This window comes from Corynebacterium amycolatum SK46, assembly GCF_000173655.1.
Classification (GTDB): domain Bacteria; phylum Actinomycetota; class Actinomycetes; order Mycobacteriales; family Mycobacteriaceae; genus Corynebacterium; species Corynebacterium amycolatum_A.
On record NZ_ABZU01000006.1, the window covers coordinates 1 to 25,303 of the forward strand.

The window sequence follows — 25,303 nt, forward strand, 5'->3', positions numbered from 1 at the left end:
CATTGTGGCGTAGTTAGACAACCCTGCAAAGCCTGTCGGACGACCAAAGAGGTCGGTTGTTTGGAAAGACAGGATAATCGCGCGAAAGAATGGGTAGTACTCAAACACGAGACTAAAGATCGCAGTGGGAAGAAGGAATAGCCACACCCACGTATAGCCGCCGGTTCGGAAATTCTTGTTGCCTTTACGCTTGGACTTTTTAGCACCATCTGTAGTTGCAACCGATGCGGCAGTTTGTTGCGGAGTCATCGGACCAGTGCCTTCCTGTCCGCACTGTCGAACCAGTGGGTCTTGTCCCAGTCGAAGCGGATGCCCACCTGGTCTCCCCTGGTGGGGACCTGTCCCGCCTCGCCTCGAACAACCATCGTGGTGCCCTCGGCGATAGTCACGCGGATATAGGCATCGGCACCGGTGTCTTCAACATGCAGAACCGGAGCAACAATGTCAGCCTTTGCATCTTGACCACTGACAATGTGAAGGTGCTCCGGTCGGATACCAAACACCACAGACTTCGGCAGCGTCTGCGCAAACTGCTCCGGAAAAGGAATCTGTTTTCCGCCGAGTAGCAGGCGGTTGCCTTCAGCGGTGGCATCGTAAATGTTCATAGAAGGCGAACCCAGGAATCCAGCCACGAATTCGTTTCCAGGGTTGTCGTAGAGCTCTCGCGGAGAGCCCACTTGTTGCAGCTGGCCGTCGGCAAGCACTGCGATGCGATCAGCCATTGTCATCGCCTCCGTCTGATCGTGCGTGACGTAGACGGTGGTGGTTCCCAACCGCTGCTGTAAATCAACAATCTGCGCGCGAGTGCTTACGCGCAGTTTTGCATCGAGATTGGACAACGGTTCGTCCATGAGGAAGACCCGTGGATGGCGCACAATTGCACGTCCCATGGCTACGCGCTGACGCTGACCGCCGGAGAGTTCCTTGGGCTTACGGTCCAAGTATGGCTCCAAGTCCAGCATGGCTGCAGCATCGTGGACGCGCTTCTTTCGAACGTCGTCGCTCACCTTCTGCATCTTGAGGGCGAATGACATGTTCTCCGCGACGGACATGTGTGGATACAGAGCGTAGGTCTGGAAAACCATAGCGATATCACGCTTTGAAGGAGCAACATTTCGCATCGACTGACCACCGATAGTGATGTCACCGTCGGTAATTGGTTCCAGACCGGCGATCATTCGAAGCGTCGTCGATTTGCCGCTTCCCGACGGACCAACGAGAGCTACGAACTCCCCATCATTGATAGTGAGATTGAGATTAGAAACTGACGGTCGCTGCGCGCCGTCATAAACCAAAGTGGCATCTTTAAAAGAGATTTCCGACACGGGAACCTGTCCGCCTTTCAAGCGAATTGAGTTATTTCAGAGTTCATTGAGACGGTTGTTAATAACGGCGCGCGCACGGTCGGCACCTTCCCACAAGTAGGCATCCCAACCAGCATCGACAGCAGCACGGATATTTTTCTCCCGGTCATCAAAAAAGATGATGTCCTCAGCAGGTATTTCTCCGATGCGTTCAGTGACTTTTGCATGAGCAATGCGATAGATTTCCGGGTCGGGCTTTGCGACACCAACCTCAGAGGAAAATACGGCGGCCTTGAAGTAATGATTCCACTGACTTGCCCGGACTGCTTTCACCATGGACACTGGCGCATTGCTGAGCAGCGCCAGTGGTACGTCGAGACTCGCCAGCCACTGAACCAACTCTGCACTTTCTGCGCCTAGGACAGCATTCCGACTGCCATCCACGCTGGCTAACTCGTGATAGCTCACCTGCGACTGCTGCTCTTTAGTAAGGCCTAGCTGGGAAAGAACGCTTCCCCAATACTTTTCGTCCGCGAGCCCCAAGTCGTATTCATCGCGCAGTCCCCAATAGGCTTCGTTGAAGTCCTGTTCCGAAATCTGGAAACCTGCATCGGCGAGAACCGCTAAGAGCATCGGCACTCGTTGCCCCTCGGGAACCAATACCCTGCCGATATCAAAGATGACGCTAATCATTCATAAGCCTTCCATAGTTACGCTTCCTTGTGGGAGCGTTCTCATTGTGAAAAACACATTCGACGAGGCGATGATCATTGACTTACTACTTCAAGAAAAATTGGTAAATAGCACGTAAATCTCCACATCAATCGAATTCAGCTGGAGATGAACCGGCCGACTAACACCTCTCCGAGGCCACCATTTTGCACGTGACATACCCCCATTGAAAGAATGTTTGTGGGACTGTTCCCAGGCTTGTAATCTCCTGCACACCTGCAGCTGAATCGTTACGCTGGGATGCATGACTATCGCCAAGGAAGATTACGAGTGGTACCGCAGCGCGGTGTTCTATGAGGTGCTCGTCCGAGCCTTCTTCGACTCCGACAACAACGGCTCCGGCGACCTCAAGGGGCTGACGGAGAAGCTCGATTATCTGCAATGGCTGGGCGTTGACTGCCTCTGGCTGCCGCCTTTCTACGACTCCCCGCTGCGCGACGGCGGCTACGATATCCGCGACTTCCGCGCCGTTCTCGAAGAATTTGGCACGGTCGAGGATTTCAAGGTGCTTCTCGACGAGGCACATGCGCGCGGTATCCGCGTTATTACTGACCTGGTGATGAACCACACCTCCGATAGCCATGAGTGGTTTCAGCAGTCGCGCACTGATCCGGATGGCCCCTACGGCGACTTTTATGTCTGGACCGATGACCCGGACACCTACTCGGGCGCACGCATCATCTTCGTGGATACCGAGGACTCCAACTGGACCTATGACCCGGTGCGCGGCCAGTACTACTGGCACCGTTTCTTCTCCCACCAGCCGGACCTGAATTACGATAATCCGGCAGTGCAGGAAGCGATGCTCGATGTGCTGCGCTTCTGGTCCGATCTCGGCATCGATGGCTTCCGCCTCGACGCTGTGCCCTACCTCTTCGAGCGCGAAGGCACCAACTGCGAGAACCTGCCCGAGACCCACGCTTTTCTGAAGCGCTGCCGCAAGGTCATGGATGAGGAATACCCGGGTCGCGTCCTGCTGGCGGAGGCCAACCAGTGGCCCTCCGATGTGGTGGAATACTTCGGCGACCCGGAGGTCGGTGGCGACGAATGCCACATGGCTTTCCACTTCCCGCTCATGCCACGCATTTTCATGGCGGTGCGCAAACAGTCCCGCTTCCCCATCTCGGAGATCCTGGAGTCCACGCCAGAGATTCCGTCTTCGGCTCAGTGGGGCATTTTCCTGCGCAACCATGACGAGCTGACGTTGGAAATGGTCACCGATGCCGAGCGTGACTACATGTATGCCGAGTATGCGCACGATCCGCGGATGAAGGCCAACATCGGCATTCGCCGTCGTCTAGCGCCGCTGCTGCAAAATGACCGCACTCAGCTCGAGCTTTTCAATGCCCTGTTGTTGTCCCTACCGGGTTCTCCGGTGCTCTACTACGGGGACGAAATTGGTATGGGCGACAATATTTGGCTCGGCGACCGCGATGGCGTGCGCACACCGATGCAGTGGTCGCCCGACCGCAACGCCGGGTTCTCCAAGGCCGACCCGGGTCGGCTCTATCTGCCGACCATTCAGGATGCAACCTACGGCTACCAGGCGGTCAATGTCGAAAACCAAGCGAGCTACTCCAACTCCCTGTTGAATTGGGTGCGACGACTGATTCAGGTCCGCAAGCGCTATGAGGCTTTTGGTCTCGGCGATTTCCGCGAGCTGAATAGTGATACCGCCTCTGTTCTGACCTATCTGCGCACATACGGCGACGAGGTGCTGCTGTGCGTCAACAACCTGTCCTCCTACCCCGCGGCCGTCTCACTGGATCTGTCCGAGTTCGCCGGTGCCACCCCGGTAGAACTCACTGGTTCGGTCCCCTTCCCCACAATTGGCACCGATTCCTACCAGATCACGCTTCCTGGCCACGGTTTCTACTGGTTCGAAATCCAGCTTCCACCTGAGACAAACCTCGAATCGAGTGCCTCGATGTCGGCGCCGACGATTCCGGTTGCACAGGCGATATCGGACGCGCCGGTGACGTCATCACGCGAGCACTCTGGCACCGCCGCCGATGCCGCAGCCGATGCCGTCACAACCGCCGATAATAAAGAGTGATCTTTTAAGTCCCGAAAGGCGAACGAACTGAAATGACTATTCCCACAGCCGATTTCATTGCCGAAGAGCTGGCAGACACACTGGTCAAGATGCGCTTTTTCGCTGACAAGGTCTCTGACATCGACCACGTCGAGATCCTCGCGCTTGACCCAGTACTGCGCGACAATCCCGACAGTCCCGATGTCGATATCGCATTAGTGAGGGTGCACACCGCACATTCCGCACCGACCTATCAGCTGCCCATCGCTTGGGCGGAGGACGTCCCCGATGGCCACGAGCAGTCCCTGTTGGTTCGCGCCGAGGGCATCGTCGGCTACGACGCTCTAATCGATTCGGATGCCATCACAGCACTCGGCCAGAAGCTTTCCGACGAAGGCAAGCTCGGCCGCATGGAACTGCGACGTGTGCCGGGCTCTGAGCAGCTCCGACCAGAATCCGGCCGTCCCATGGGAGTCGAGCAGTCGAATACCTCGGTCATTTTCGACGACCGTGTGATGTGCAAGTTCTTCCGTCGCCTCTACCCCGGCACTAATGCCGATGTGGAGCTGCTGGCCGCACTCGCCCAGGCAGACTGCAAGTTCGTCCCTGAGCTCTACTCCTGGGTGGAAACCACCATTGGCGAAGACACCTACACCACTGCAATGCTGCAGGAATTCGCACCGAACTCGGTCGATGGCTGGGAGCTGGCTCTTGGCGCAGTGCGCGATGCCATCCGCGACAGCCAGACCCCGCTGGAAGATTTGGGCACCGACTTTACATCCGAAGCGCGTGCGCTCGGCGAAGCAGTGGCCTCGGTACACAGCAGCCTCGCTGCCGCTGTCGCGGTAAAGGAGCGTCTGACCGGCGCGGAGCTGGTAGCCCCACTGCGAGCTCGCCTAGACTTCGTCGCTGGTGTGGTGCCACAAATTGCTGAGGTCAAGGAAAAAGCGCAGGCTATCTTCGATCGCGCGGAGGCTGCGGTTCCGGAAGGTGGTGCCGTCGTCCAGCGAATCCACGGTGATCTGCACTTGGGGCAGGTGTTGCGCACGCCGAGCTCTTGGCGCTTGATTGACTTCGAAGGCGAGCCGTCGCGTCCCTGGGAGGAGCGCCGTCTGCCGGATCACCGCCTGCGCGATATCGCCGGCATGATTCGATCCTTCGATTACGCCGCTCACTACCCGCTGCTGACCGGACGTGAAGACACCGAGGCAGCGACTGAGCGTGTTGAGCAGTGGGCTCGCCGCAACATCGATGCCTTCCTGGAAGGCTATGGCGACGCCAGCGACCCGGCGCTACTGGAAGCGTTTGTGCTGGATAAGGCCATCTACGAGTGCCTTTACGAAGCACAGAACCGCCCCAACTGGCTGCCGCTTCCGCTTGGTGCTGTGCGCTCGCTGTTAGGATAGGGCTTTTGTCGCAGTAATTTCATAGCGGGGAGTCACCACCCCGCAAGATAGAGGTCTTTCGTGCGTCTGCTCAGCAGAATCCTGTCCACTACACGAGTGCTCTGGCCTTTCTATATCGGGGTCATCATCTGTTCGCTGGCCACCGCCGCCGCGTCGTTGATCAGCCCCTTCCTCATCCGTGATGCCACCGACGCCATCGTCGGCACGGTGTCCAGCGATGAAGGCTTGAGCCAAACGGCGATGTCCGATACCACCCGCACCGTAATCTGGCTGGTCATCGGACTGCTGATCGCCGATCTGACGCAAACGATTGTGCATAACATCGGTGGTTACCTGGGTGACGTGATGACTGCACGCATGCGCGAGATTCTGTCGACCCGCTACTACGCCAAGCTGCTGTCGCTGCCGCAACGCTATTTCGACAGTCAGGTCACCGGCACAATTATCTCCCGCTTGGAACGCTCGATTACCAATATCACGCAGTTCCTCCAGGCGTTTTCCAACAACTTCTTTCCGATGCTGTTGACCGTCGGCGCGGTACTGGGCATCACCGCCTGGCACTACTGGCCGCTGGCTGTCCTACTGATTATCATTTTCCCGGTCTACACCCTGCTCACCGCTTTGACCTCGAAGCGCTGGCAGAAGATTGAAGCGAAAAAGAACGAACAAATCGATATCGCCGGTGGCCGTTTTGCCGAGGTCATCGGCCAAGTCAAGGTCGTCCGCTCCTTCACTGCGGAGCTGCGCGAAATCGCTTTCTTTGGGTCCCGCTTCCGCCGCACCATCTCCCTGACCCGCGATCAGTCAACGTGGTGGCACCGCATGGATGCCCTTCGCGGGGGCATTTTGAACATCATCTTCGCAGGCATCTACCTGCTGCTTTTCCTGCGTACGCTGTCGGGCGAGTTCTCCATCGGCACCATGGTCATGCTCATTCAGCTGATTAATATGGCGCGCCAACCGGTGACCATGATGAGCTTCTTGGTCGACGCTGCCCAGCGCGCAGTCGCCGGTTCCCGGGACTACTTCAAGGTCATGGAGCTCACGCCAGAGGCTCGCACACAGCCGGAGCTGCTCAGTGCAGCAACCGCGAATAATGGCGACTTCGCCTCCGCGTCCGTTGGTTCCACCTCAGCCAACGCCACCGACGACAACGCCTACCGCTTCTCCCTGGACCGCGCCGCCGAACAGAAGGCTACCGGTGCTCCCATTGTCGACTTCGACGCAGTGGACTTCGCCTACGAAGAGGACAAGCCGGTGCTCTCCAACGTCAGCTTCCAGGCGTACTCGGGCCAGAAAATCGCCCTGGTTGGCGAGTCGGGTGGCGGCAAGTCCACCATCGTCAACTTGCTGCTCGGCTTCTACGCCCCGACCGCAGGCCGCTTAAGCGTTCTGGGGTCGGATGTCTCCGAGGTTTCCGGTTCCACTCTGCGTGCCGGCTCTGCCGTCGTGTTCCAGGACTCGTCACTTTTCTCCGGCACGATTCGGGAGAACATCGCCTACGGCAAACCCAATGCCACCGACGAAGAAATCATCGCAGCGGCCAAGAAGGCCAACGCCGACAATTTCATTCGCAGCTTCGCCGAAGGCTACGCCACCACTATTGGTGAGCGCGGGTTGAAACTCTCGGGTGGCCAGAAGCAGCGCATCGCTATTGCGCGCGCAATTTTGAAGGATGCTCCCCTGCTCATCTTGGACGAGGCCACTTCGGCGCTGGACACCAAGGCCGAACGCGAAGTTCAGCGCGGCTTGGACAAGCTGATGGAGGGTCGCACCACGGTTATCATCGCCCACCGCCTGTCCACGATTTCCGATGTGGACACCATCGTTACACTGCGTGACGGTCACGTCGACGAGGTGGGCGCACCCGCCGAATTGGCGCAGACTGACGGTATCTACGCCGAGCTGCTGCGCCTGACGGCCTCGGCTTCTGCGGCGGATCGTCTGCGCCTGAAGAGCTACGGGATAAAGGAGTAACGCGCCGTCGTCAAGCATGCTGGAAAAGCTTGACGACGAGAACCCCCTTGCGGCTTTTACGGACGGGGAACGATGTAGCGGCCAGCGCCTGGAACGATTTCCACCGTGACCGGCATCGGGAACATGAGGTCGCCGTCAGCGTAGGCATTCATCTGCCGCGGCGGGCTGATGTATTCCACGTAGGCCTTCTTAGCGCGGTAGGTGCTGACCTCACCGATCTTTTCAACGGTGCCGTCGAACACAGACTTGAAAGCAAGGGCGGCCTTGATTCGTCCGGCCTTGCCGATGACGGTGATGTCCATCAGTCCGTCGGAGTGGTCTGCGGACGGGCAAATCTTCATACCCCCGCCGTAAGAGCGGGTGTTGCCGAAGGCGGCCAGCGTGATTGGGTCTTCGAGAACTCGATCGTCATCGAGCGTGATGCGGAATGGCAGCGAGTGAAAAGCCAAGAACTCGCGGACGATGGCCAGGTTGTAGCGGTTGCGGCCATGCGGCCAGGTCATCTGATTGACACGGTCAGAAACAATGGAGTCGAAGCCAGCACACATAATGGTGCCAAACCAGCGCTGGCCCCCTGCCTCATTGGTGATGCGGCCGAGGTCAGTGGTCGTCCAGAAACCATCGGCGATGACGTGAGCTGCATCGCGAGCGTTGCCGCGCGGCAGATTGTATTCGCGGCCGTGGTCGTTTCCGGTGCCGGCCGGAATAATACCGAGTGGGATACCGGTCTGCGCCTGCTCCTGCAGTGCGAGGTTAATCATGCCATCGCCACCACAGACTGCCAGGGCATCAATTCGGCCGTCGGCGATGACCTCACGAATGAGCTTGCGCGCGTCGTCGGGGTTAGCACCTTGAAGAGCGATGACATCGATGCCGCGATCCGCGAACACCCGGCTCGCCCGGGCGGAGGCAATCTGCGAGGCGCCATGACCCGCGTGAGGGTTAGTGACCAGAGCAAGGGTACGAATCTCAGATGTTCCCAGCGGGTAGCTGAGATCCTTGTCGTTAGCGTTCATCGAAGAAATACCTACTTTTACGTGGGCTTTTGACCGGTCAATACTGGCCTTTATGGGAGTGTGTTATCACGTCCAACTAAAGCTTACCAAGATTGATTGACATTTTTTGAGAAAACGTAACGTAATACCGCTATTATAAAAGATGTACTTCCGCGCAAGTTACATATAATTCCGCAGTTCAGGCTCGCAGCACCGATGCCTAAGGAGAAGCTCAGGATGTCTAACAAGCTCACGATTCCGTACCGCATGCGCTGGTGGGGCTGGGGTGTTGACGGCAACGACAAGCCAATCACCGCGGCCAGCGAGAAGCTACTGCAGCGTGAAATCGGTATGTCGTTGGACGCCAACAACCCGCCGCGCAATATCGCCGACGTCACCATCCCCGATAGCCGCCTCAGCACCGAGGATATCGAAGCCCTGGGCGCTATTGTTGGCGCGGATGCCGTCGCCACCGACCATGACACCCGCGTCAATCACGCGGTCGGCCGCTCCTACCCCGACCTGGTTCGCCTTCGCGCAGCCAAGCTCGATGTCGCCCCAGATGCTGTTGCACTACCGAAAACTGAAAAGCATATCGAGGACCTGTTCAAAGTATGCGCTGAGCGCAAGATTGCAGTCATCCCCTTCGGTGGTGGCACCTCGGTCGTCGGCGGCGTGGAGGCTGTTGACGGAGGCATGGGTAAGGCCATCACAGTGTCCATGACCGCCTTTAACAAGATCATCGACATCGACAAAGTCGCTGGCACTGTCACCGTCGAGACCGGCGTTTTCGGCCCCGACCTGGAAAAGGAGCTGTCCAAGGCCGGCTTCACCGCTGGTCACTTCCCGCAGTCCTTCGAGTACTCCACTGTCGGCGGTTGGATTTCCTGCCGCTCGGCAGGCCAAGAATCCTCTGGTTACGGTCGTATCGACCGCAACGTGATTGGCATGCGCGTCGTCACGCCAGCCGGCACCATGGAGTTCCGCGACATGCCGTCGTCGGCATCCGGCCCGAACCCGCGTGAGCTTTTCCTGGGCTCGGAGGGCACCCTGGGCATTATCACGCATGTGACGATTGCCCTGAATCAGCGTCCACAAAAGGAGATGCTCTTCGACACCTACTTCTTCAACTCCTTTGAGGAAGCCGCCGAGGAGCTGCGCAAGCTGGAACAGAGCGGCAATATCCCGCACCTGGCACGTATCTCCGACGAGAAGGAGACGCTGTTCGGCCTCACTCAGCTGGGCTCCGCCAGCATGTCCGAGAAGGTCACAAAGTACCTGAAGCTACGTGGCATCGACACCCCGTGCATGGTGATTTTTGGCTTCGCCCAGACTGATCCGGTCGGCGCCCGCGTCACCCGTGAGCGCCTGGCCGCTCGTCTACTGACCAAGAAGTGCGTCCGCATGGGCTCCATCCCGGGCATGGCTTGGGTTAACCACCGCTTCTCCTCGCCGTACCTGCGCGATGTCATGATGACTCGCCGCGTCGGTGTCGACACCCTGGAGACCGCCACCACCTGGGATAACGCCGCTACACTGCGCCGCGAAATCGCCTCCGCGATGGAAGCCGCTGGCGAGAAGCACGGTACCCCGGTGTACGTCTTCTGCCACATCTCGCACATGTACGAATCCGGCTGCTCGCTGTACTTCACGTACTTTTTCCGCGAGACCGAGGGCGAGATCCTCCAGCAGTGGATGGACATCAAGACCGCGGCGTCGGAGGCCATGATGAACTTCGGCGGCACCATCACGCACCACCATGGCATTGGCCAGGATCACAGCCCGCAGTACTACGAGGAGAACACCGAGTTGTTCGCCAAGGTCATGCGCGCAATTAAGGACGAACTCGACCCGGCTGGCATCCTCAACCCGGGCAAGTTGGCTACCGGCCCGCGCTCCTTGGAAGAGCGTTACGACGGCAACATGATCTAACCCTGTTGCTGCCAGCCTCGGCTAGCGAGCTAGACTGACCAGTTCGCTGGCGTAGATTTCCGGCGACGTTGGGCCGTCATAAATAAACAGTGAAACGTAATCGTCAAGGGTAAAAGATTCAAGTGCTGCGGTCATTGTCGCTGTCGCTTCTTCCTGGGATTCCAAGCGAAGATGCCCGGATAGTGGGATGGGTCGGCTCAATCGGTGCGATTTCGTCCGTGCGACCGCAAACAGCGTGGCGTTTTACATGCCTAAGCGCGTCTTTTTAGTTACGACCTGTCTGGGGTGGCACGGACTGGAGACAGCAGCAACACATCTGCAGCGATGGTGCAATAGCAGCGAAAGCTCGGTTCATAGACTCAGAGCGGTTGGACGCTGGGTGCATAGCCATCGAGGTGTCTCCTTCCTTGTAATCCCGGGAAATGATTCGCAATTAAGAAAAATCTCTTGAATCAATATCCGTGCCGGTCGTTGATAATGAACAACTTAGTCTATTTCTAAGCGCCTTGCAATGGGGTACGCCCGAAATAGTTCACACTCACTACGCACTCCACAACTTCATCACTTAAGCCAGATAGTTTCATCACTATTACCGTCTTCGGGAAAGTCGAGGAAGAAAGACTATGACTGCCACGCACGCTCCTCAGCGCGATCGCTCAGCTGCGGTTTTGAACAAGGCTCGTCGGCAAGCGGACTTGAATCGTCTACGCGAGGAAACCGTTAAGGGCGATATCCCTGATCTGCTGGTCATTGGCGCCGGTATTACTGGTGTCGGCATCGCTTTAGATGCGGCGTCGAGGGGTTTGAAGACCGTTCTCGTCGAATCGAAGGATCTAGCTTTCGGCACCTCTCGTTGGTCATCGAAGCTCGCCCACGGCGGCCTGCGCTACCTTGCCAGCGGCAATGTCGGTATCGCTCGCCGCTCAGCTATTGAACGTGGTGCGCTGCTCGACGTCACCGCTCCGCACCTGGTACATAACCTGCCGCAGGTCGTGCCGGTGATGGATAAGTTCGCACCGCTGACCCGAGTTTTGCCGCGTTTAGGCTTTTTGGCCGGTGACTTTCTGCGCATTATCGCCGGTACCTCCGCCACTACCCTGCCGTTGTCCCGGACTGTCAGTTCCCGCCGTGTCAGCCAGCTTTCGCCGACAGTCCGTAAGCGCGACGTGAAATTCGGCTACGTCAACTACGACGGTCAGCTGCGTGACGACGCACGTCTGGTCACCGCTATCGCTCGAACTGCTGCTAGCTACGGTGCAACTATTCTGACCCGGGTGCGCTGCGAGAACGCCTCTGGCACGAGCGCCACGCTAATCGACGAGCTCACTGGCGAATCCTTCGAGCTGCCGGCTCACGCAGTGGTCAATGCCACTGGTGTATGGGCAGCCGAACTGGCAACGAACATCAAGATTCGCCCATCTCGCGGCACGCACCTGATTCTTGACGCCGCGAAGCTAGGCAACCCTACCGGATCTCTCACGGTACCGGTTCCTGGTCACACCAACCGCTTCTGTTTTGTTCTGCCCGCAGAGCACAACCGCGTCTACATTGGCCTGACCGATGAGGATGCACCGGGCCCGATCCCGGATGTTCCGAAAGTACCGGAGGATGACATCGTTTTTCTGCTCGATGTCATCAACCAGGCACTCGAGGTTCCACTCACTCGCGACGATGTCATCGGCGCTTTCGCCGGTCTGCGTCCGCTCATCGACGCCGGCGAGGCGCACACCGCGGACCTCTCCCGCGAGCACGCCTTGTTGGAGGCCCCGAACGGCCTGATTTCCATTACTGGTGGCAAGCTCACCGAGTACCGTCTTATGGCTGAGCAAGCCGTGGACAAGGTGGCAGAAAAGCTCGGCGTTTCACTTGCTCCGTGCTCCACCCGCACCATCCCTGTGCTGGGCTCCGAGCCAGAGGCGCTCGACCGCGCTCGCACCGCTGCCGCTGCCGGCCGTATCCCGATGCCCCTGTTTAATCGCTACGGTGCCGAATCCTTCGAGGTCATCGAATCCTGTCCGCTCGACCGACCGCTCGACCCGGTAGCGGAGGGACTCGATGTCACCCGCGCCGAGTTCGCCTGGCATGTGACACACGAGGGAGCTCTCAGCGTCGACGATATTCTCGATCGCCGCACACGGCTGGGGCTGGTCATGGCTGATCGCGAAGCTGCCCTGCCAGCTGCTGAGGAGGCACTGGGACTGGCCTAGCGCTGGTCATTGCCGCGCCTGCTTCTGATGTGGCCGTAGCTACTGGATAAAGCGGGGAGCCTTCGGACTTCCCGCTTTTTCGGTATACACGAAAACTATGAGTGTAAATAACGCTGTCACTTTCCCCTCCCTCGATGAACTCCGCTCCCGCGGGACAGTCAAATGGACCGCATATTCCCCGGACGTGCTGCCACTGTGGGTCGCCGAATCTGATGCCACAACCTGCCCTGCGGTCAGTGCCGCGATCGACGAGGCGTGTCAGCGCGAACAGTTCGGATACCTCTCGCAGGACATCACCGCGCTTACGACCGCAACCGCGGACTTTTCTGCAGAACGCTACGGATGGCGTCCCAACCCCGACAATATCTTTGCAGTCGCCGACGTCGTCCGCGGAGTCACACTCGCAGTTGAACGCTTCACCCGCCCCGATTCCGCAATTGTCGTCCCCACTCCCGCCTACATGCCGTTTTTCCAGGTAGGTCCCGCGCTGGGACGCGAGACGATGTGCATCCCCACGCTTGCCGACGGCCCGGATCTCGGCGCCCTCGAACGCGCCTTCGCCGACGGTGCCGGTTGCCTGATCTTGTGTAACCCGAATAACCCTCTCGGCTTTACCTACTCCCCCGAAAAACTGCGTGAGATTACCGATTTAGCCACTCGCTTTGATGCGCGCGTTATCTCAGACGAGATTCACGGCCCGGTTGTTCTAGATGGCACTCACACTCCAACCGCGTCGGTGTCGGATACTGCGGCGGCCGTGACTATCACGGTGACTGCTACCTCGAAGGGCTGGAATACCGCTGGCCTCAAGTGTGCGCAGATCATCTTTAACGACGAAGATGCCAAAACCTGGCTGGAACTGCCCTTCATTGTGCGCGAAGGCGCTTCTATTCTTGGTGTCGCCGCTGCCACCGCCGCCTACCGCGATGGTGTGCCCTGGTTGGATAATTTTGTCGATGTCCTGCGCACCAACCGTGAGACTCTGCGAACACGTTTGTCCACTATTGCGCCGCAGGCTCGCTTTACCCCGCCGCAGGCATCATTCTTGGCGTGGCTGGACTTGGGTGACGTGCCTGGTGTTGACAGTGATGACCCAGCTGCGTGGCTGGTTGAAAACGCCAAAATAGCACTCAACCCCGGCTTCGCATTCGGCGAAGGCGGGGCTGGACATGTGCGGCTTAACTTTGCGACCTCCCCGGAAATCCTCGGCGAGGCCCTGGACCGTTTTGACGCGGCCCTGCGCTTGTAGTTGACGTTTTAGTTGGTGACAGTGACGCTGCCATCGGCGTTGACAACAACGTTGGCGGCCAAAGCGCGAGCCAGGTTCATGCGAACGTGCTGGCCCTCACCGTCAGTGCGGTCGAGCGGGTAACCGGATGGGATTGCGGTCTGAGCGAGGATGGAGCTGCGCTGTTCCTCAGTCAGCTGCGGGAAGCGGGTCTCCAGCAAACCTGCGTAACGCTTCGGAACAACAACTGGCTCATTAGCCGGGCCAACCTGCTTGAAGTCGTAGGTCATGCGCTCGGTGTACTGCTGAACGGCAGCTGCGGTGCTCATGTACGGGGTGTCCTTGGCAACGCAGTTGGCGATGGTGTCGCCACAGCGGTACTCGAGCTCCGTCCGCAGCTCATCCATTGCTTCTTCAATGAGTGGGCGGAACTCTGGGTCTGCCCAACGGTCAGCTGCGGCCTGGTTGCCCATCATGCGGCCGCCCATGACGTCCAGCGGGTAGTGGACGCCCATGACAAGGCGAGAATGACCGGCCTCGGACGCACGCGCCTGAATCTGTGGTGCAACCTCCGGCAGCATCATAGCCAGCATGGTTGAAGTCCATGCAGCCTTGTTGGTGTGGCCCGACGGGTAGGACGGCGTTGTCGAGTACGGGTCGTCCTGACCTTCGCGGTAGTAGCGCTCGATGCGCTCCGGTGCCACCACAAACGGGCGATCGTAGCCGTAGGCGTACTTCTCGAAGAAGGTCGAGCTGACCAGGCCACCACCGCGGGCAAGGTTGCCGGACAGCAGTGCCTTCACCTTCGGCAGGCGTCCCTCATCGAAAGCATCACGGAAGTGCTGGCCCAGGTTTGCACCGAAAGCAGTGGAAATATTGGCCAGTGGGTCCAGGTAGTCGTCATCAAGAGCGAGTTCCTGTGCCTGCGGGTCATTCTTGGCAGCGTTATTAATGCGGACGACCGTTTCCAGGTTCTGGTCCATAACCTCTGGGTGGTTCTTCTCCAGCTCCACGAAAGGATGCACAACGTAGAAGTAGAACCAGTTATCGGTGGCGGCATCCGACGGGTACGGGCGCGCAATCTGGTCCGGGCGATACGAGGTTGGTTTCGGCGCATTCGGGTCGGTGTTTTCACCGGAAGATGATGGCAGCGAAATAGAATCCGGGACCTCGAAGCCACCGCCGGGCAACTCGATTCCCTCTGGAGCGGCCACATTAGCTGGGAGATTAGAAACAGAATCCAGGCGGTTGCCCAGCTCGGCCAACGGGTTGACCGGAGCCGCCACGGCCGTTGCCGGTGTAAGTCCCATTACAACTGCCACTGCTGCGGTAGCAGCGCCGACGCGAGTACGAGTTGCAGTGCGCTTGTGCGGCTTCAAAGAAGACACTGAAGCATTCCTTTCCAGATAGCTGCGTGGGAGGCACCAGTTGTGAAGTGCTTTATATGCCAAGGTCTGACAAAATCTTCACTTATGTTAAGCGCACTGCGAGGTTTCGGCGCGTTGAAAAGAAACAAGTTTTCAAAATGCTAGCGCCAATCGTGGGAAGTCTCCCCCTCAGACTCCAGGTTTTCACTGATAAATGCATAAAAGAAACCGGTTGGCGGGAGAAACGCCCGTCAACCGGTAAGAATTCAATACTCGCCCCAAACGGGGGCTAAAAGCGTGGACTACTTGGAGTAGTCGTAGAAGCCACGGCCGGACTTGCGGCCGAAGTGCCCCGCCTCAACCATGCGCTTGAGCAGCGGAGGTGCCGCGTATGTCGGCTCCTTGTACTCATCAAACATCGCATCGGCAATGAACTTGATGGTGTCCAGACCAACCATGTCGGCCAGAGTCAGCGGACCCATCGGGTGCGCACAGCCATTGACCATGCCGGCATCGATGTCTTCTGCGGTAGCAATGCCGTCCTGCAGCATGCGGATAGCGCCGAGGATGTACGGAACCAGCAGGGCGTTAACAATGAAGCCCGAGCGATCCTTAGCACGAATGACGGTCTTGCCCAGCGCCTCGGAAGCGTACTCGTACGCACGCTCCGACTGAACATCACCGGTGGTCAGAGTAACGACATGCTCTACCAGAGGCAGAACCGGAACCGGGTTGAAGAAGTGCAGACCCATGACGCGCTCCGGGCGCTTGGTGGCTGCGGCAATGGACTGAATCGGCAGCGAGGAGGTGTTGGAAGCCAGGATGGCATCGTCCGACTCCACAATCTCATCGAGCTGCGAGAAGACGCTGGCCTTTACTTCCGGGTTCTCCACGATGGCCTCGATGACCAGCTCACGGTCAGCGAAGTCTTCCAGCTTGGTGGTGAAGCTAATACGCCCCAGAATCTCATCACGTGCGGACTGCTCTAGCTTGCCACGGGAAACGGCCTTATCCAGCGACTTTTCAATACGGGCGCGACCGGACTCAAGGAACTCCTCCTTGGCCTCCCAGACCTTGACATCGCTACCGGCCTTCGCACAGACCTCAATAATTCCGGAGCCCATCTGACCGGCGCCGACGATACCTACTCGCGAGATACTATTTGCCATTGGCGTGTTTTCCTACCTTCTACTCTGGGTTATTAGTCAGCATTGTGCTTCATCCGAGTGCGCATTCGCTTGACGACGATCACAGCGCACTGGCTTCATTTACACGCTACTCACTTCCCCGGTTCCCCGGGCACGCTTTGCAGGACTTTTTACTTGAATTTCCCCCACGAGGTTTGGGCAGCGGCTAGTACTGCATACGTTTTTCCAGCGCCTGCTGAATATCTTCCAGCTGCTGCTGAGAAGAGCGTGCCAGATCTTGCAGGTCGTTTCCGCCATGCTTTTCCAGTTCTTCCCACTGGCCGAGCACCTTATCCAGGCTGCCTTCCATCAACGTCAGATAAGCCATATCTGCGTGTGGCCCCTCCTCGTTCTCGAGGCGAGTCATGGTGGCGGTGTCGAGCTTGGTCTCCGACGGATCAACATCGACGCCGAGAGTCTTGACTAGCTGCGCTTCCTCTTCAGCAAAGATTGGCTCCGCCTGCTGCGCAATCTTTCGAGTCTCTTCCGAGACCGATTCCTTTGCAATTAGTGTCTGCGATGCTTTCTTCAGCGCCGCAGTATCTGCCGCCAGCTGAGCCAAGTTATCCCGAATGGCGGCAGTGGAGGCAACAGCACTCTGCTCCTGGCTTGACTGATTTTGGCTACCCTCCAGGGCTGCCTCATCGCTATCCCCACAAGCACTGAGACCAACGACGAGAGCAGAGGCCAGCACAGCGGAGCCAATACGCAGGCCACGCCCAATCAGAGAATAGGTGTCACTGCTGGAAGCGGCTGCGCTATCGCGAATGGTGTCTGAGGACATTAGTCGACCTGCAGCTCGCCCATGCGATCCCAGTCCTGCTTATCTGGCAGTACCTGCGAGACAATCTTCGGGGTCTCAGCGAGCAGCGGCTTCATCGCCTCCAGGCCCTTGGCGAAGTGCTCGGAATTGACGTGGGCTTCACCAGCGTCATCATCGAATGCCTCGACGAGGATGTACTGGTTGGGGTCTTCTACGCTGCGGGACCATTCAAACCACTTGTTGCCAGCCTCTGCGCGGGTGGCAGCGGTGAACTCAGCGACGTGGTCCATCCATTCGTCGGCAAATTCCGGCTTAACTTGGTAATTCACAACGATAAAAATCATGTCGCCCACTGTAGGCGCGTCCAAGCAGAATTGCACCCTTCGACGAATAGAGTTTCGCTGAGAATTTTTCTTACGCTGACCTCAGGTGACAGTTATATTGGTTTGTATGATGAACACTCCGCTCATTCTCACCTACCAAGATAAGACCCCACGCATTCATTCCAGCGCCTGGATTGCGCCCGGCGCGGTCATTATCGGTGATGTCGAAATCGGTGCGGATAGCTCCGTGTTCTACGGTTCTGTTCTCCGAGGAGACGTCGCACCGATCCGCATCGGCCAGCGCACCAATATTCAGGACAACTCCACAGTCCATGTCGACCGAGGTGTGCCCACAATTCTCGGCGATGATGTCACCGTCGGGCACATGGCCTTGGTCCACGGCACCACGGTTGAAAATGGTTGCCTCATCGGCATGAAGTCCACCCTGCTTTCGCGTTCCCGTATCGGCGCTGGCAGCCTCATTGCTGCAGGTGCCGTGGTGTTGGAAGATCAGATTATCGACCCCAGGTCGCTGGCTGCAGGCGTTCCCGCCAAGGTGCGTCGTGAACTCTCCGCCGAGGAAGCAGAGGGCTTCATCGCCCATGCAGGGCGTTATGTGGAAACAGCGTCCAACCACCGCCACCTCCGCGAGGTCGACCTGGATATGGTGACTTTTAACTAGGCGGCTGCCGAGGCGCCTAGCTAAGCGGCTAGGCGGATTGTTTGACGGTCAGCGTCGCAGCACTACACCACTGTCGCGCCCGCCGCGGCCAATTCCGCTAGTGCAGCCTTGCCGCGCTCCGGGTCCACCGCCGCGACCTGATTGCTCAGAACACGAACGGAAAAGCCCTCCTTGAGGCCATCGAGCACTGTGGCGCGGACGCAGTGGTCAGTCGCAACTCCCACCACATCGATTTCTTCGATGTCAGAGGCGCGGAGAGCGTCGGCAAGCGAAACGCCAGCCTCCGTTGTTCCCTCGAAACCGGAGTAGGCGGCGGCGTACTCCCCTTTTGTGACATCGATACGCACAGCAGCGGGGTTGAGCTGCTCAAAAAACGCGATGGCGCGCTGCATGCCGGGGTGAATCTCTGCGCCCGGGGTACCTGCAACACAGTGTTTCGGCCAGGTATCGACGAAATCCGGGGTTTCAGAGAAATGCGTGCCTGGGTCGATGTGATTGTCACGGGTGGTCGCAAGAACCGAGTACTTGTTAGCTGTGCCCGCAACATGCAGATATGTAGCGGTGTACGCTGCCTCAGCACCGTCGACGGCAAGTGCGCCACCCGCGGAAAAATCATTCTGAGCGTCGACTACTACCAGTGCCATGCGGGGACGCGCCGGGCGCTGTTGTTCCTCGGAGTGGGCATCGTTGCTGGTGTCTGCCGCGGTGCCAGCGTTGTCCGAGTTGTCCGCATTGACCTGTCGGTAGATTTCGGAGAAGGAAGCGTTCATGGCCTATATCTTGCCACGTGCTCACATTCAGAGAAGCACGTGAACTATCGGCCGGACATCGACGCCCTACCGACAACACAGAGTCAATCCGGGAAAGCGGTTAAAATTGCTCCGGTAATTCTTTGATACGACGACGGCTCCTGGTCGCGTCCTCCAATACGGGAGGTTTTTATGGCAGGCGGACTTGTCGCGCTGCTTGACGACGTTGCCACGATTGCACGCGCTGCAGCGGCAACAACAGACGATATTGCGGCTGCGGCCGGCAAAGCTAGCGCTAAAGCCGCCGGTGTTGTGGTTGACGACGCTGCGGTGACGCCTAAATTCGTCGAGGGTGTCTCGCCGAAACGCGAGCTGCCGATTATTTGGCGTATCACCAAGGGCTCCTTGGTCAATAAAATTGTCATTATTCTTCCGATTGCGCTGCTGCTCAGCCAGTTTCTCCCCTGGGCACTGACACCGATTTTGATGCTCGGTGGCTCATACCTGTGCTTTGAGGGCATGGAAAAGGTCTGGGAGAAGATTAAGCACCGAATCTCTCCCGAGCAGACTGAGCAGGAGCGGATAGAGGCGGCGACCAATCGCACACCACAAAATGAAGATTCGCTGGTGAAGTCTGCAATTTTCACAGACTTGATTCTCTCTGCGGAAATCATGGTGATTTCTCTCAATGAGGTCGCTGATCAACCACTACTCAATCGCGCGCTGATTCTTATTGTGGTAGCACTCATCATCACGCTTGCGGTCTACGGCGTGGTGGGCTTCTTGGTCAAGATTGATGACATTGGCCTGCACCTGCAGTCCAAGAAGTCAGCCGGTATCAGTAAGCTTGGTACGGCACTGGTCAAAACCATGCCAATCGTTCTGAACACGATCGGCATTATCGGCACGTTTGCCATGTTGTGGGTCGGTGGACACATCATGGTGGTCGGCCTCGACGAGCTGGGCTGGCATCTCCCCTACCAGCTGGTCCACAACCTTGAGCAGCTGTTTACCGGCGGCTTCCTCGGCTGGTTGGCCAACACCACCGGCTCACTGATTTTCGGCGCCATCTGGGGAGCAATCATTGTGGCGATTGTCGCCGTGCTGCCATTCGGCCACGGCAAGCACAACAAGTCTGACGCTTAGGAGTACGTGACCTCGCCGTCGACGTAGACCCAACGTCGCGCACGCCGAACAAAACGGGAACGCTCGTGCATCGTGCCGACACCTTCATGGTCATGAAAAGCCGCTTCAAATTCCACGGTGCCTTCGCGGTCATCCTCGCCACCATCGACAGCGTTGATGATGGTGAGTCCTTCCCATTCCACACCGTCATCGACATTGATAACTTCCGGGCGGTAGCGCGGATGCCACGTCCGCCAGATGTAGTCCGCCTCGTGGGCAGCGTAAGCGCTGTACCTCGCGGCCATCAGCTCAGCTGCGGTCACCGCCTCCCGCTCACCGCGGTGTAGCGGGCCACAGCACTGCCCGTAGAGTCCCCCACCACACGGGCACAAATCGGAATCAGTAACGCGGGCGCGGGCGAAAAATGCGTTCCCGCTTCCTGCTCTAGCACCGTTTCCTGCTACCAATCCAGACTCCGTTACAGCACTGTTTTCTCTTATCTGCCGACCCATAATTGCCAGCCCCTCCCCAATCTCGCACGTGGTACTAAACACGTCCTAACAACGTCTTTACATACCTACCAATTGGCCCGCAGCACCGCTAGTCGGCTTAGCCCCGAGAGGCTTGACGACGGCTACCGCGTCGCCCTCGGCATTCCTTCCGCAAAGCCCGCAGCGGATTGAATTCCCACCACTGCCCGCTCAGCGAACTGCTCGATGGTGGCCGAACCCGCGTATGTGAACGAAGAACGTACGCCCGAGATAATGCGATCGATCTGGTCCTCCACGCCTTCGCGGCCTGGCTCCAGGTAGATTTTCGCAGTCGAGATGCCCTCTTCGAACATCTCGCGCCGGGCCTTCTCAAAGGCCTCTACCTGTGCATTTCGGCTCTCCACCGCACGGTGTGAAGCCATGCCAAAGGACTCCTTGAACATGCGCCCGTCGACGTCCTTTTGGACATCCCCTGGGGACTCGAAAGTACCGGCAAACCACGAGCCAATCATCACGTTGGACGCACCCGCAGCCAACGCAAGCGCAACATCGCGAGGATCCTTCACTCCACCATCAGCCCAGACATGCACGCCGCATTCACGGGCAGCTGCAGCGCATTCGAGCACGGCAGAAAACTGTGGACGCCCAACTCCGGTCTGCATTCGGGTTGTGCACATCGCACCCGGACCGACGCCGACCTTAATAATGTCGGCTCCCGCCTCCGCTAGGTCGCGAACACCATTGGCGGTCACGACATTGCCAGCGGCAATTGGCACAGGTGGGTTGAGCGCGCGGACTCGTCGTAAAGCACGGAGCATCGATTCCTGATGACCGTGGGCGGTATCGACAACGAGCACGTCGGCACCTGCGTCGAGCAGTGTCTTCGCGCGCCCTTCAACATCACCGTTGATGCCAAGCGCCGCACCGACGCGCAGCTTGCCCTCAGCGTCGACAGCGGGCTTGTAAAGCGTCGCACGCAGCGCGCCCTTACGCGTGAGAATACCCACCAGCGCGCCATCGGCGTCCACCACTGGAGCGAGTTTGCGACCGGAAGCAGTGAGCTGGTCAAAAGCGTCACGGGGCTCAATATCGGCCGGAAGCGTAAATAGCGAAGTGGACATGAGCGTCCCCACCTGCGCAAAGTTGTCAACGCCCGCCAGGTCACGGCCGGTAATCAGACCAACCGGTTTGTTGTCTTCCACCACCACTGCCGCACCGTGCGCGCGCTTCGGCAGAAGATGGCGCGCATACCCCGCGGTGTGGTGAGGCTTGACGACGATTGGAGTGTCGAAAACCAGCCCAGCGGACTTGACCTTGCGGATGGTCTCAGCAGCAATGTCAGCTGGGACGTCCTGCGGCAGGATGGCAATTCCGCCTCGGCGAGCGGTGGTTTCGGCCATCCGGCGCCCGGAAATAGCCGTCATATTGGAGACCACAATCGGAATGGTTGTGCCGGTGCCATCATTGGTGGACAAATCGACACCCATGCGAGAGCCGACGGATGACTTTGACGGCACCATGAAGACATCGCTGTAGGTCAACTCGTAGGGCGCGGACTGATTGTTGAGAAATTTCACACACCCCAGGATATGCCGATTTTTCCGGCGCGCACGGTGAGAGTGCACCGAGGTGAGCATCAGTGACCGGCCTCGCCTGGTGTAGGTTCGAACGGGACTCCATTGACTCAACCGGGATTTTTCAGCCCAGGAAAGATGCTTAGCAGAATCTGATGAAAACGCCGATCAAAGATTACTTGTCCGAAATCGTCGAATCCGTCCGCCCCGATGAGTCTGGCGAGGTAGCGGACTATATTCCCACCCTTGCCCAAGCTAATCCCGACCGCCTGGCACTTGCTATGACCACCGTGTCAGGTCGCACCTACGCCACGGGCGACACCGATACTGAATTCACCATTCAGTCGATGTCCAAGCCCTTCGCTTATGCCGCAGCCATCACCGAGCACGGCACAGACAAAATCGACAGCATTGTGGGCACCGAACCTTCCGGTGAGGCCTTCAACGAGCTGTCGCTGGAGCAGGGCACGCACCGACCAAAGAATCCGATGATTAATGTCGGTGCACTGACCATCAACCAGTTCGTATGCCAGCCAGGTGCCAACTGGAAGACTCGCACGAAGCACATGGTGGAGCTTCTCTCAACTTTGGCTGGCCGTAAGCTCCGCGTTGACTACGATGCCTATGAATGCGAAATGGACACTGCCCATCGAAACATGTCCATCGCACATATGCTGGCAGCTTACGGTTTCATCGAAACCACGCCCCACGATGCTGTCCGCGGCTACACCGCACAGTGCTCCGTGCTGGTCAACACTCGCGATGTCGCCATGATGACCGCAGTGTTGGCCAACGGTGGCGTTAACCCGGTCACCAATCAGACTGTGCTCGGCCGCTCGGTTGTTCGCAGAGTCTTGTCCGTGATGGCTATTGCCGGCATGTATGACGAGGCCGGTGAATGGTTTACCGAGGTCGGGATTCCCGCCAAGAGCGGTGTCGCCGGCGGCTTGCTGGGAGCGCTGCCTGGACAGGCGGGTCTTGCAGCCTTTTCGCCGCGATTGAACGACCACGGCAACAGCGTCCGCAGCATTGCCATCTTCCGGAAGCTCTCCGAAGATTTGGGTCTTCATCTCATGGATGCCGATGCGATTGGTTCGCGTGCGCTGCGCGGTACACGCGTCAGCAATGGCCGCTCGATCATCGAGATTCAGGGCCCAGTCAACTTCACTGCGGCCGAGATCATTCTCAACAGGTTGGCGACTTCCACACCGTCGGAAAGCGAAGTTGTCTTCGACGTCAGCCGCGTTGGCGTTGTCAACCCGGTGGGACGCACGTTGATTCTGGAAGCGATGCGACGTCTGAGCCACGAGGGCAAGGAGATCTTGTTCTACGACCCGGAGGGCGTACTGCCGAACCCAGATATGGGCGAGGGGCTGCTGCCGGTCATCCTCCAGGATGCGCCGTAAACTACGCTAACCGAAATCCAATATGGTGACGTTCGGGTAGTCTTGAACGATCGTAACGCCCGAAAAGCAGCAGCGCGAGAACAACCGGAGGGATGTAAATGCAGGTCAGCGATGTAGCATTAGTCTTCGAGGGTGGAGGGACTCGCAATAGTTACACGGCACCTTTCGTCGAACGGTTACTTCGCGAGGGCATCGATGTCGGCTGGGTCGGTGGCGTAAGCGCCGGCGCCTCTCACGTCGTCAATTACCTTTCCCGGGATATCCAGCGCTCTATAAATAGCTTCACTGACTTCATCGCACAGCCGAACAGCAGTGGCTGGCGCCCAATGTTGCGCGGGCGGGGCTATTTCGATGCCGAGTACATCTACGAAGACGCGGGACTTCCCGACGGCGCCATGCCCCTGGATTACGAGACTTTTAAGAACAATCCAACTCCCTACCGGATTTCTGCTGTCCGAGCGGATACGGGCGAGACCATCAACTGGGGGCCAGACGATATCCCAGATCTACCTACGCTGATGAAGTACACTCGCGCCAGTTCGACGATTCCGGGTGTCATGCGTATGCCCTATATTGATGGCGTTCCGTTCGTCGACGGTGCACTGGGATCATCAGGTGGCATTCCCATTAATGCCGCCGAAGCAGATGGTTTCAAGAAGTTCCTCATCGTCCTGACTCGCCCGAAAGGATTCCGTCGCACCGCCCCCTAAGCGCCCACAGCTACTGCGCCAGATTTTCCGCAGTAACCCGGTGGTGGCTGAGCTGCTTATCACTAGACACGAGCGCTACAACGCTTCTCTCGATTGGGCTGCTGAGCTTGAACGAAAAGGCCAAGCATATGTTTTCTACGCCAATAACATGAGCATCACAAAGGCGGAGCGGAGGCGGTCGAAGCTGCTGCACAACTACGAGCTCGGCCGGGCGCAAACTGATGCCGAATGGCCAGCAATTCGAGAGTTCATGGGCTTATAGCTTCCGCCACCTTTAGGAAGCTTTTCGTTCATTCCTCTTTACTGTGTACGTAACCTTGTGTTAACCTTTGCGTAGCGAACAACCTCGTTAGGTAAGGCTCCTATATCCACATAGGCCGCTGCCCTGCACTTTATCGAGAGTTTCGAAAGACTCTCGAAGCAAGGGTCCATCTCAAGTGGCCACCTTTAGTTACGGCATTACATTGCCAACACTCTTAGGCGGGGAGCCATAATTTTTCAATCAACAGAAATTCCCTCCTAGCAAAGGAGCTGGGATACCTGGAAAAGGATCCACAATGACACAGACACAGAACACCATCGCCAACTTCTTCAAGCCGAAGTCTTCAATCAGCCCGTACAGCCTCCTGCCTGACACCGTAAGCATGCACATGACGGATTCTTACGTTGCACTGCCGGAGGACATCACGGTCGGTGAGGCACTGAGCACCTACGCAGCCGAATTTGCTGGTCTCGATGACGATACCTGTGTCTTCCTCGTCGACGATGAAGGCTACCTGACCAGCGATATTACGCTGAAGGAACTCCGTGAGTACGCCGACCGCGATGCCTACATGAACACCGTCGGCGCCCCGGTGAAGGTCTTTGTCAAGCCCGAGGATCCAGCTGCAATCAGGGCTCGCCAGCTTATTGACGGGCCGCTCAGCGAGCTGCCCGTCGTCCGCAGCGGCAAGCTGGTAGGTGTCCTCACCGACCGCATCTCTGAGCGCATTCTTGGCAGGACAAAGGCAGCTAAGAAGTCAAAGAAGTCCAAGGGATTCTTCTCGCCGATTACCGCGTTCTTCGGCGCCGCCAATAACTAGGGCGACTAACTTGGGTAGACGACCCGAG

22 protein-coding genes and 1 pseudogene are annotated in these 25,303 nt (G+C 58.1%); 12 read left to right on the forward strand and 11 right to left on the reverse strand.

Translation table 11 applies throughout. The features are described 5' to 3' along the window. The 3 genes and pseudogenes from CORAM0001_RS11405 to CORAM0001_RS05160 form a co-directional block, all read right to left on the reverse strand. A pseudogene (locus CORAM0001_RS11405) lies at window positions 1-249 on the reverse strand (hypothetical protein); the annotation flags it as partial. Next, window positions 246-1,325 (reverse strand): ABC transporter ATP-binding protein, encoded by a 1,080-nt coding sequence (locus CORAM0001_RS05155; protein ID WP_005510611.1) that lies wholly within the window; start codon window positions 1,323-1,325, stop codon window positions 246-248. The pseudogene CORAM0001_RS11405 and the gene CORAM0001_RS05155, both read right to left, overlap by 4 nt. A gap of 36 nt (window positions 1,326-1,361) precedes the next feature. Continuing rightward, entirely contained in the window at window positions 1,362-1,997 is a 636-nt protein-coding gene (locus CORAM0001_RS05160) for an HAD-IA family hydrolase (protein ID WP_005510609.1), read from the reverse strand. 283 nt (window positions 1,998-2,280) lie between these two features. On the opposite strand from CORAM0001_RS05160, the gene treS reads away from it, so the two are divergent. The 3 genes from treS to CORAM0001_RS05175 are packed head-to-tail and all read left to right on the forward strand — an operon-like array spanning window position 2,281 to window position 7,454. Then, on the forward strand, window positions 2,281-4,092 hold the full coding sequence (treS, locus tag CORAM0001_RS05165) for a maltose alpha-D-glucosyltransferase (RefSeq protein WP_005510709.1): 1,812 nt from the start codon (window positions 2,281-2,283) through the stop codon (window positions 4,090-4,092). A gap of 32 nt (window positions 4,093-4,124) precedes the next feature. Then, on the forward strand, window positions 4,125-5,477 hold the full coding sequence (locus CORAM0001_RS05170) for a maltokinase N-terminal cap-like domain-containing protein (protein ID WP_005510687.1): 1,353 nt from the start codon (window positions 4,125-4,127) through the stop codon (window positions 5,475-5,477). Between the two features lie 60 nt (window positions 5,478-5,537). Beyond that, window positions 5,538-7,454 (forward strand): ABC transporter ATP-binding protein, encoded by a 1,917-nt coding sequence (locus tag CORAM0001_RS05175; protein ID WP_005510699.1) that lies wholly within the window; start codon window positions 5,538-5,540, stop codon window positions 7,452-7,454. A gap of 56 nt (window positions 7,455-7,510) precedes the next feature. Here CORAM0001_RS05175 and CORAM0001_RS05180 read toward each other — a convergent pair whose 3' ends face one another. Further along, on the reverse strand, window positions 7,511-8,470 hold the full coding sequence (locus CORAM0001_RS05180) for a diacylglycerol kinase (protein ID WP_005510693.1): 960 nt from the start codon (window positions 8,468-8,470) through the stop codon (window positions 7,511-7,513). A 216-nt stretch (window positions 8,471-8,686) separates the two neighbouring features. On the opposite strand from CORAM0001_RS05180, the gene CORAM0001_RS05185 reads away from it, so the two are divergent. The 3 genes from CORAM0001_RS05185 to CORAM0001_RS05195 all read left to right on the forward strand — a co-directional run bounded on the left by CORAM0001_RS05185 (window position 8,687) and on the right by CORAM0001_RS05195 (window position 13,837). Continuing rightward, window positions 8,687-10,381, forward strand: coding sequence for an FAD-binding oxidoreductase (locus CORAM0001_RS05185; protein ID WP_005510680.1), 1,695 nt, complete (start codon window positions 8,687-8,689; stop codon window positions 10,379-10,381). 623 nt (window positions 10,382-11,004) lie between these two features. Next, complete coding sequence (locus tag CORAM0001_RS05190) at window positions 11,005-12,588, forward strand: glycerol-3-phosphate dehydrogenase/oxidase (RefSeq protein WP_005510670.1); 1,584 nt, start codon at window positions 11,005-11,007, stop codon at window positions 12,586-12,588. Window positions 12,589-12,685: 97 nt separating this feature from the next. Beyond that, the gene (locus CORAM0001_RS05195) at window positions 12,686-13,837 is read left to right on the forward strand and encodes a MalY/PatB family protein (RefSeq protein WP_005510653.1); all 1,152 of its coding nucleotides are present in this window, start codon (window positions 12,686-12,688) and stop codon (window positions 13,835-13,837) included. An 8-nt stretch (window positions 13,838-13,845) separates the two neighbouring features. Here CORAM0001_RS05195 and CORAM0001_RS05200 read toward each other — a convergent pair whose 3' ends face one another. The 4 genes from CORAM0001_RS05200 to CORAM0001_RS05215 form a co-directional block, all read right to left on the reverse strand. Beyond that, window positions 13,846-15,204, reverse strand: a complete 1,359-nt coding sequence (locus tag CORAM0001_RS05200; protein WP_005510628.1) for an acid phosphatase — start codon at window positions 15,202-15,204, stop codon at window positions 13,846-13,848. 281 nt (window positions 15,205-15,485) lie between these two features. Next, window positions 15,486-16,352, reverse strand: a complete 867-nt coding sequence (locus CORAM0001_RS05205) for a 3-hydroxybutyryl-CoA dehydrogenase (RefSeq protein WP_005510660.1) — start codon at window positions 16,350-16,352, stop codon at window positions 15,486-15,488. Between the two features lie 184 nt (window positions 16,353-16,536). Continuing rightward, window positions 16,537-17,154 (reverse strand): hypothetical protein, encoded by a 618-nt coding sequence (locus CORAM0001_RS05210; protein ID WP_005510641.1) that lies wholly within the window; start codon window positions 17,152-17,154, stop codon window positions 16,537-16,539. Further along, window positions 17,154-17,477 carry a putative quinol monooxygenase gene (locus tag CORAM0001_RS05215; RefSeq protein ID WP_038629105.1) on the reverse strand — a complete coding sequence of 108 codons (324 nt, stop codon included), beginning with the start codon at window positions 17,475-17,477 and terminating at the stop codon, window positions 17,154-17,156. The genes CORAM0001_RS05210 and CORAM0001_RS05215 overlap by 1 nt, the downstream gene beginning before the upstream one ends. 106 nt (window positions 17,478-17,583) lie before the next feature. On the opposite strand from CORAM0001_RS05215, the gene CORAM0001_RS05220 reads away from it, so the two are divergent. Continuing rightward, window positions 17,584-18,138, forward strand: a complete 555-nt coding sequence (locus tag CORAM0001_RS05220; RefSeq protein ID WP_005510604.1) for a gamma carbonic anhydrase family protein — start codon at window positions 17,584-17,586, stop codon at window positions 18,136-18,138. A gap of 62 nt (window positions 18,139-18,200) precedes the next feature. Here the strand turns inward: CORAM0001_RS05220 and CORAM0001_RS05225 are convergent, their stop codons facing one another. After that, a complete protein-coding gene (locus tag CORAM0001_RS05225; RefSeq protein WP_005510613.1) occupies window positions 18,201-18,908 on the reverse strand; it encodes an isochorismatase family protein in 708 nt (235 codons plus the stop codon). A gap of 171 nt (window positions 18,909-19,079) precedes the next feature. Between CORAM0001_RS05225 and CORAM0001_RS05230 the strand changes: the two genes are divergently transcribed. Beyond that, window positions 19,080-20,033, forward strand: coding sequence for a DUF808 domain-containing protein (locus tag CORAM0001_RS05230; RefSeq protein ID WP_005510714.1), 954 nt, complete (start codon window positions 19,080-19,082; stop codon window positions 20,031-20,033). Here CORAM0001_RS05230 and CORAM0001_RS05235 read toward each other — a convergent pair. Together CORAM0001_RS05235 and CORAM0001_RS05240 are read right to left on the reverse strand one after the other, a co-directional pair. Continuing rightward, window positions 20,030-20,566, reverse strand: coding sequence for a YchJ family protein (locus CORAM0001_RS05235; protein ID WP_005510718.1), 537 nt, complete (start codon window positions 20,564-20,566; stop codon window positions 20,030-20,032). The two genes, CORAM0001_RS05230 and CORAM0001_RS05235, sit on opposite strands and share 4 nt — an antisense overlap. An 80-nt stretch (window positions 20,567-20,646) precedes the next feature. Then, the gene (locus CORAM0001_RS05240) at window positions 20,647-22,080 is read right to left on the reverse strand and encodes a GuaB1 family IMP dehydrogenase-related protein (protein ID WP_005510682.1); all 1,434 of its coding nucleotides are present in this window, start codon (window positions 22,078-22,080) and stop codon (window positions 20,647-20,649) included. A 152-nt stretch (window positions 22,081-22,232) separates the two neighbouring features. Between CORAM0001_RS05240 and CORAM0001_RS05245 the strand changes: the two genes are divergently transcribed. The 4 genes from CORAM0001_RS05245 (at window position 22,233) to CORAM0001_RS05255 (ending at window position 25,275) form a co-directional block, all read left to right on the forward strand. Beyond that, a complete protein-coding gene (locus CORAM0001_RS05245; protein ID WP_005510684.1) occupies window positions 22,233-23,483 on the forward strand; it encodes a glutaminase in 1,251 nt (416 codons plus the stop codon). Between the two features lie 98 nt (window positions 23,484-23,581). Further along, window positions 23,582-24,193: a patatin-like phospholipase family protein gene (locus tag CORAM0001_RS05250; RefSeq protein WP_341864595.1), complete on the forward strand. Its 612-nt coding sequence runs from the start codon at window positions 23,582-23,584 to the stop codon at window positions 24,191-24,193. A 43-nt stretch (window positions 24,194-24,236) separates the two neighbouring features. Then, window positions 24,237-24,455, forward strand: a complete 219-nt coding sequence (locus tag CORAM0001_RS11620) for a DUF6363 domain-containing protein (RefSeq protein ID WP_341864596.1) — start codon at window positions 24,237-24,239, stop codon at window positions 24,453-24,455. Window positions 24,456-24,750: 295 nt separating this feature from the next. Next, window positions 24,751-25,275, forward strand: coding sequence for a CBS domain-containing protein (locus CORAM0001_RS05255; RefSeq protein WP_005510587.1), 525 nt, complete (start codon window positions 24,751-24,753; stop codon window positions 25,273-25,275). Window positions 25,276-25,303 lie beyond the last annotated feature (28 nt).

What these genes read in the sequence shown, in the direction of transcription:
- CORAM0001_RS05160 (WP_005510609.1), bottom strand. Translation starts at nt 1,997, where the DNA reads ATGATTAGCGTCATCTTTGATATCGGCAGGGTATTGGTTCCCGAGGGG.
- treS (WP_005510709.1), top strand. Translation starts at nt 2,281, where the DNA reads ATGACTATCGCCAAGGAAGATTACGAGTGGTACCGCAGCGCGGTGTTC.
- CORAM0001_RS05170 (WP_005510687.1), top strand. Translation starts at nt 4,125, where the DNA reads ATGACTATTCCCACAGCCGATTTCATTGCCGAAGAGCTGGCAGACACA.
- CORAM0001_RS05180 (WP_005510693.1), bottom strand. Translation starts at nt 8,470, where the DNA reads ATGAACGCTAACGACAAGGATCTCAGCTACCCGCTGGGAACATCTGAG.
- CORAM0001_RS05185 (WP_005510680.1), top strand. Translation starts at nt 8,687, where the DNA reads ATGTCTAACAAGCTCACGATTCCGTACCGCATGCGCTGGTGGGGCTGG.
- CORAM0001_RS05190 (WP_005510670.1), top strand. Translation starts at nt 11,005, where the DNA reads ATGACTGCCACGCACGCTCCTCAGCGCGATCGCTCAGCTGCGGTTTTG.
- CORAM0001_RS05195 (WP_005510653.1), top strand. Translation starts at nt 12,686, where the DNA reads ATGAGTGTAAATAACGCTGTCACTTTCCCCTCCCTCGATGAACTCCGC.
- CORAM0001_RS05205 (WP_005510660.1), bottom strand. Translation starts at nt 16,352, where the DNA reads ATGGCAAATAGTATCTCGCGAGTAGGTATCGTCGGCGCCGGTCAGATG.
- CORAM0001_RS05210 (WP_005510641.1), bottom strand. Translation starts at nt 17,154, where the DNA reads ATGTCCTCAGACACCATTCGCGATAGCGCAGCCGCTTCCAGCAGTGAC.
- CORAM0001_RS05215 (WP_038629105.1), bottom strand. Translation starts at nt 17,477, where the DNA reads ATGATTTTTATCGTTGTGAATTACCAAGTTAAGCCGGAATTTGCCGAC.
- CORAM0001_RS05220 (WP_005510604.1), top strand. Translation starts at nt 17,584, where the DNA reads ATGATGAACACTCCGCTCATTCTCACCTACCAAGATAAGACCCCACGC.
- CORAM0001_RS05225 (WP_005510613.1), bottom strand. Translation starts at nt 18,908, where the DNA reads ATGAACGCTTCCTTCTCCGAAATCTACCGACAGGTCAATGCGGACAAC.
- CORAM0001_RS05230 (WP_005510714.1), top strand. Translation starts at nt 19,080, where the DNA reads ATGGCAGGCGGACTTGTCGCGCTGCTTGACGACGTTGCCACGATTGCA.
- CORAM0001_RS05245 (WP_005510684.1), top strand. Translation starts at nt 22,233, where the DNA reads ATGAAAACGCCGATCAAAGATTACTTGTCCGAAATCGTCGAATCCGTC.
- CORAM0001_RS05250 (WP_341864595.1), top strand. Translation starts at nt 23,582, where the DNA reads ATGCAGGTCAGCGATGTAGCATTAGTCTTCGAGGGTGGAGGGACTCGC.
- CORAM0001_RS05255 (WP_005510587.1), top strand. Translation starts at nt 24,751, where the DNA reads ATGACACAGACACAGAACACCATCGCCAACTTCTTCAAGCCGAAGTCT.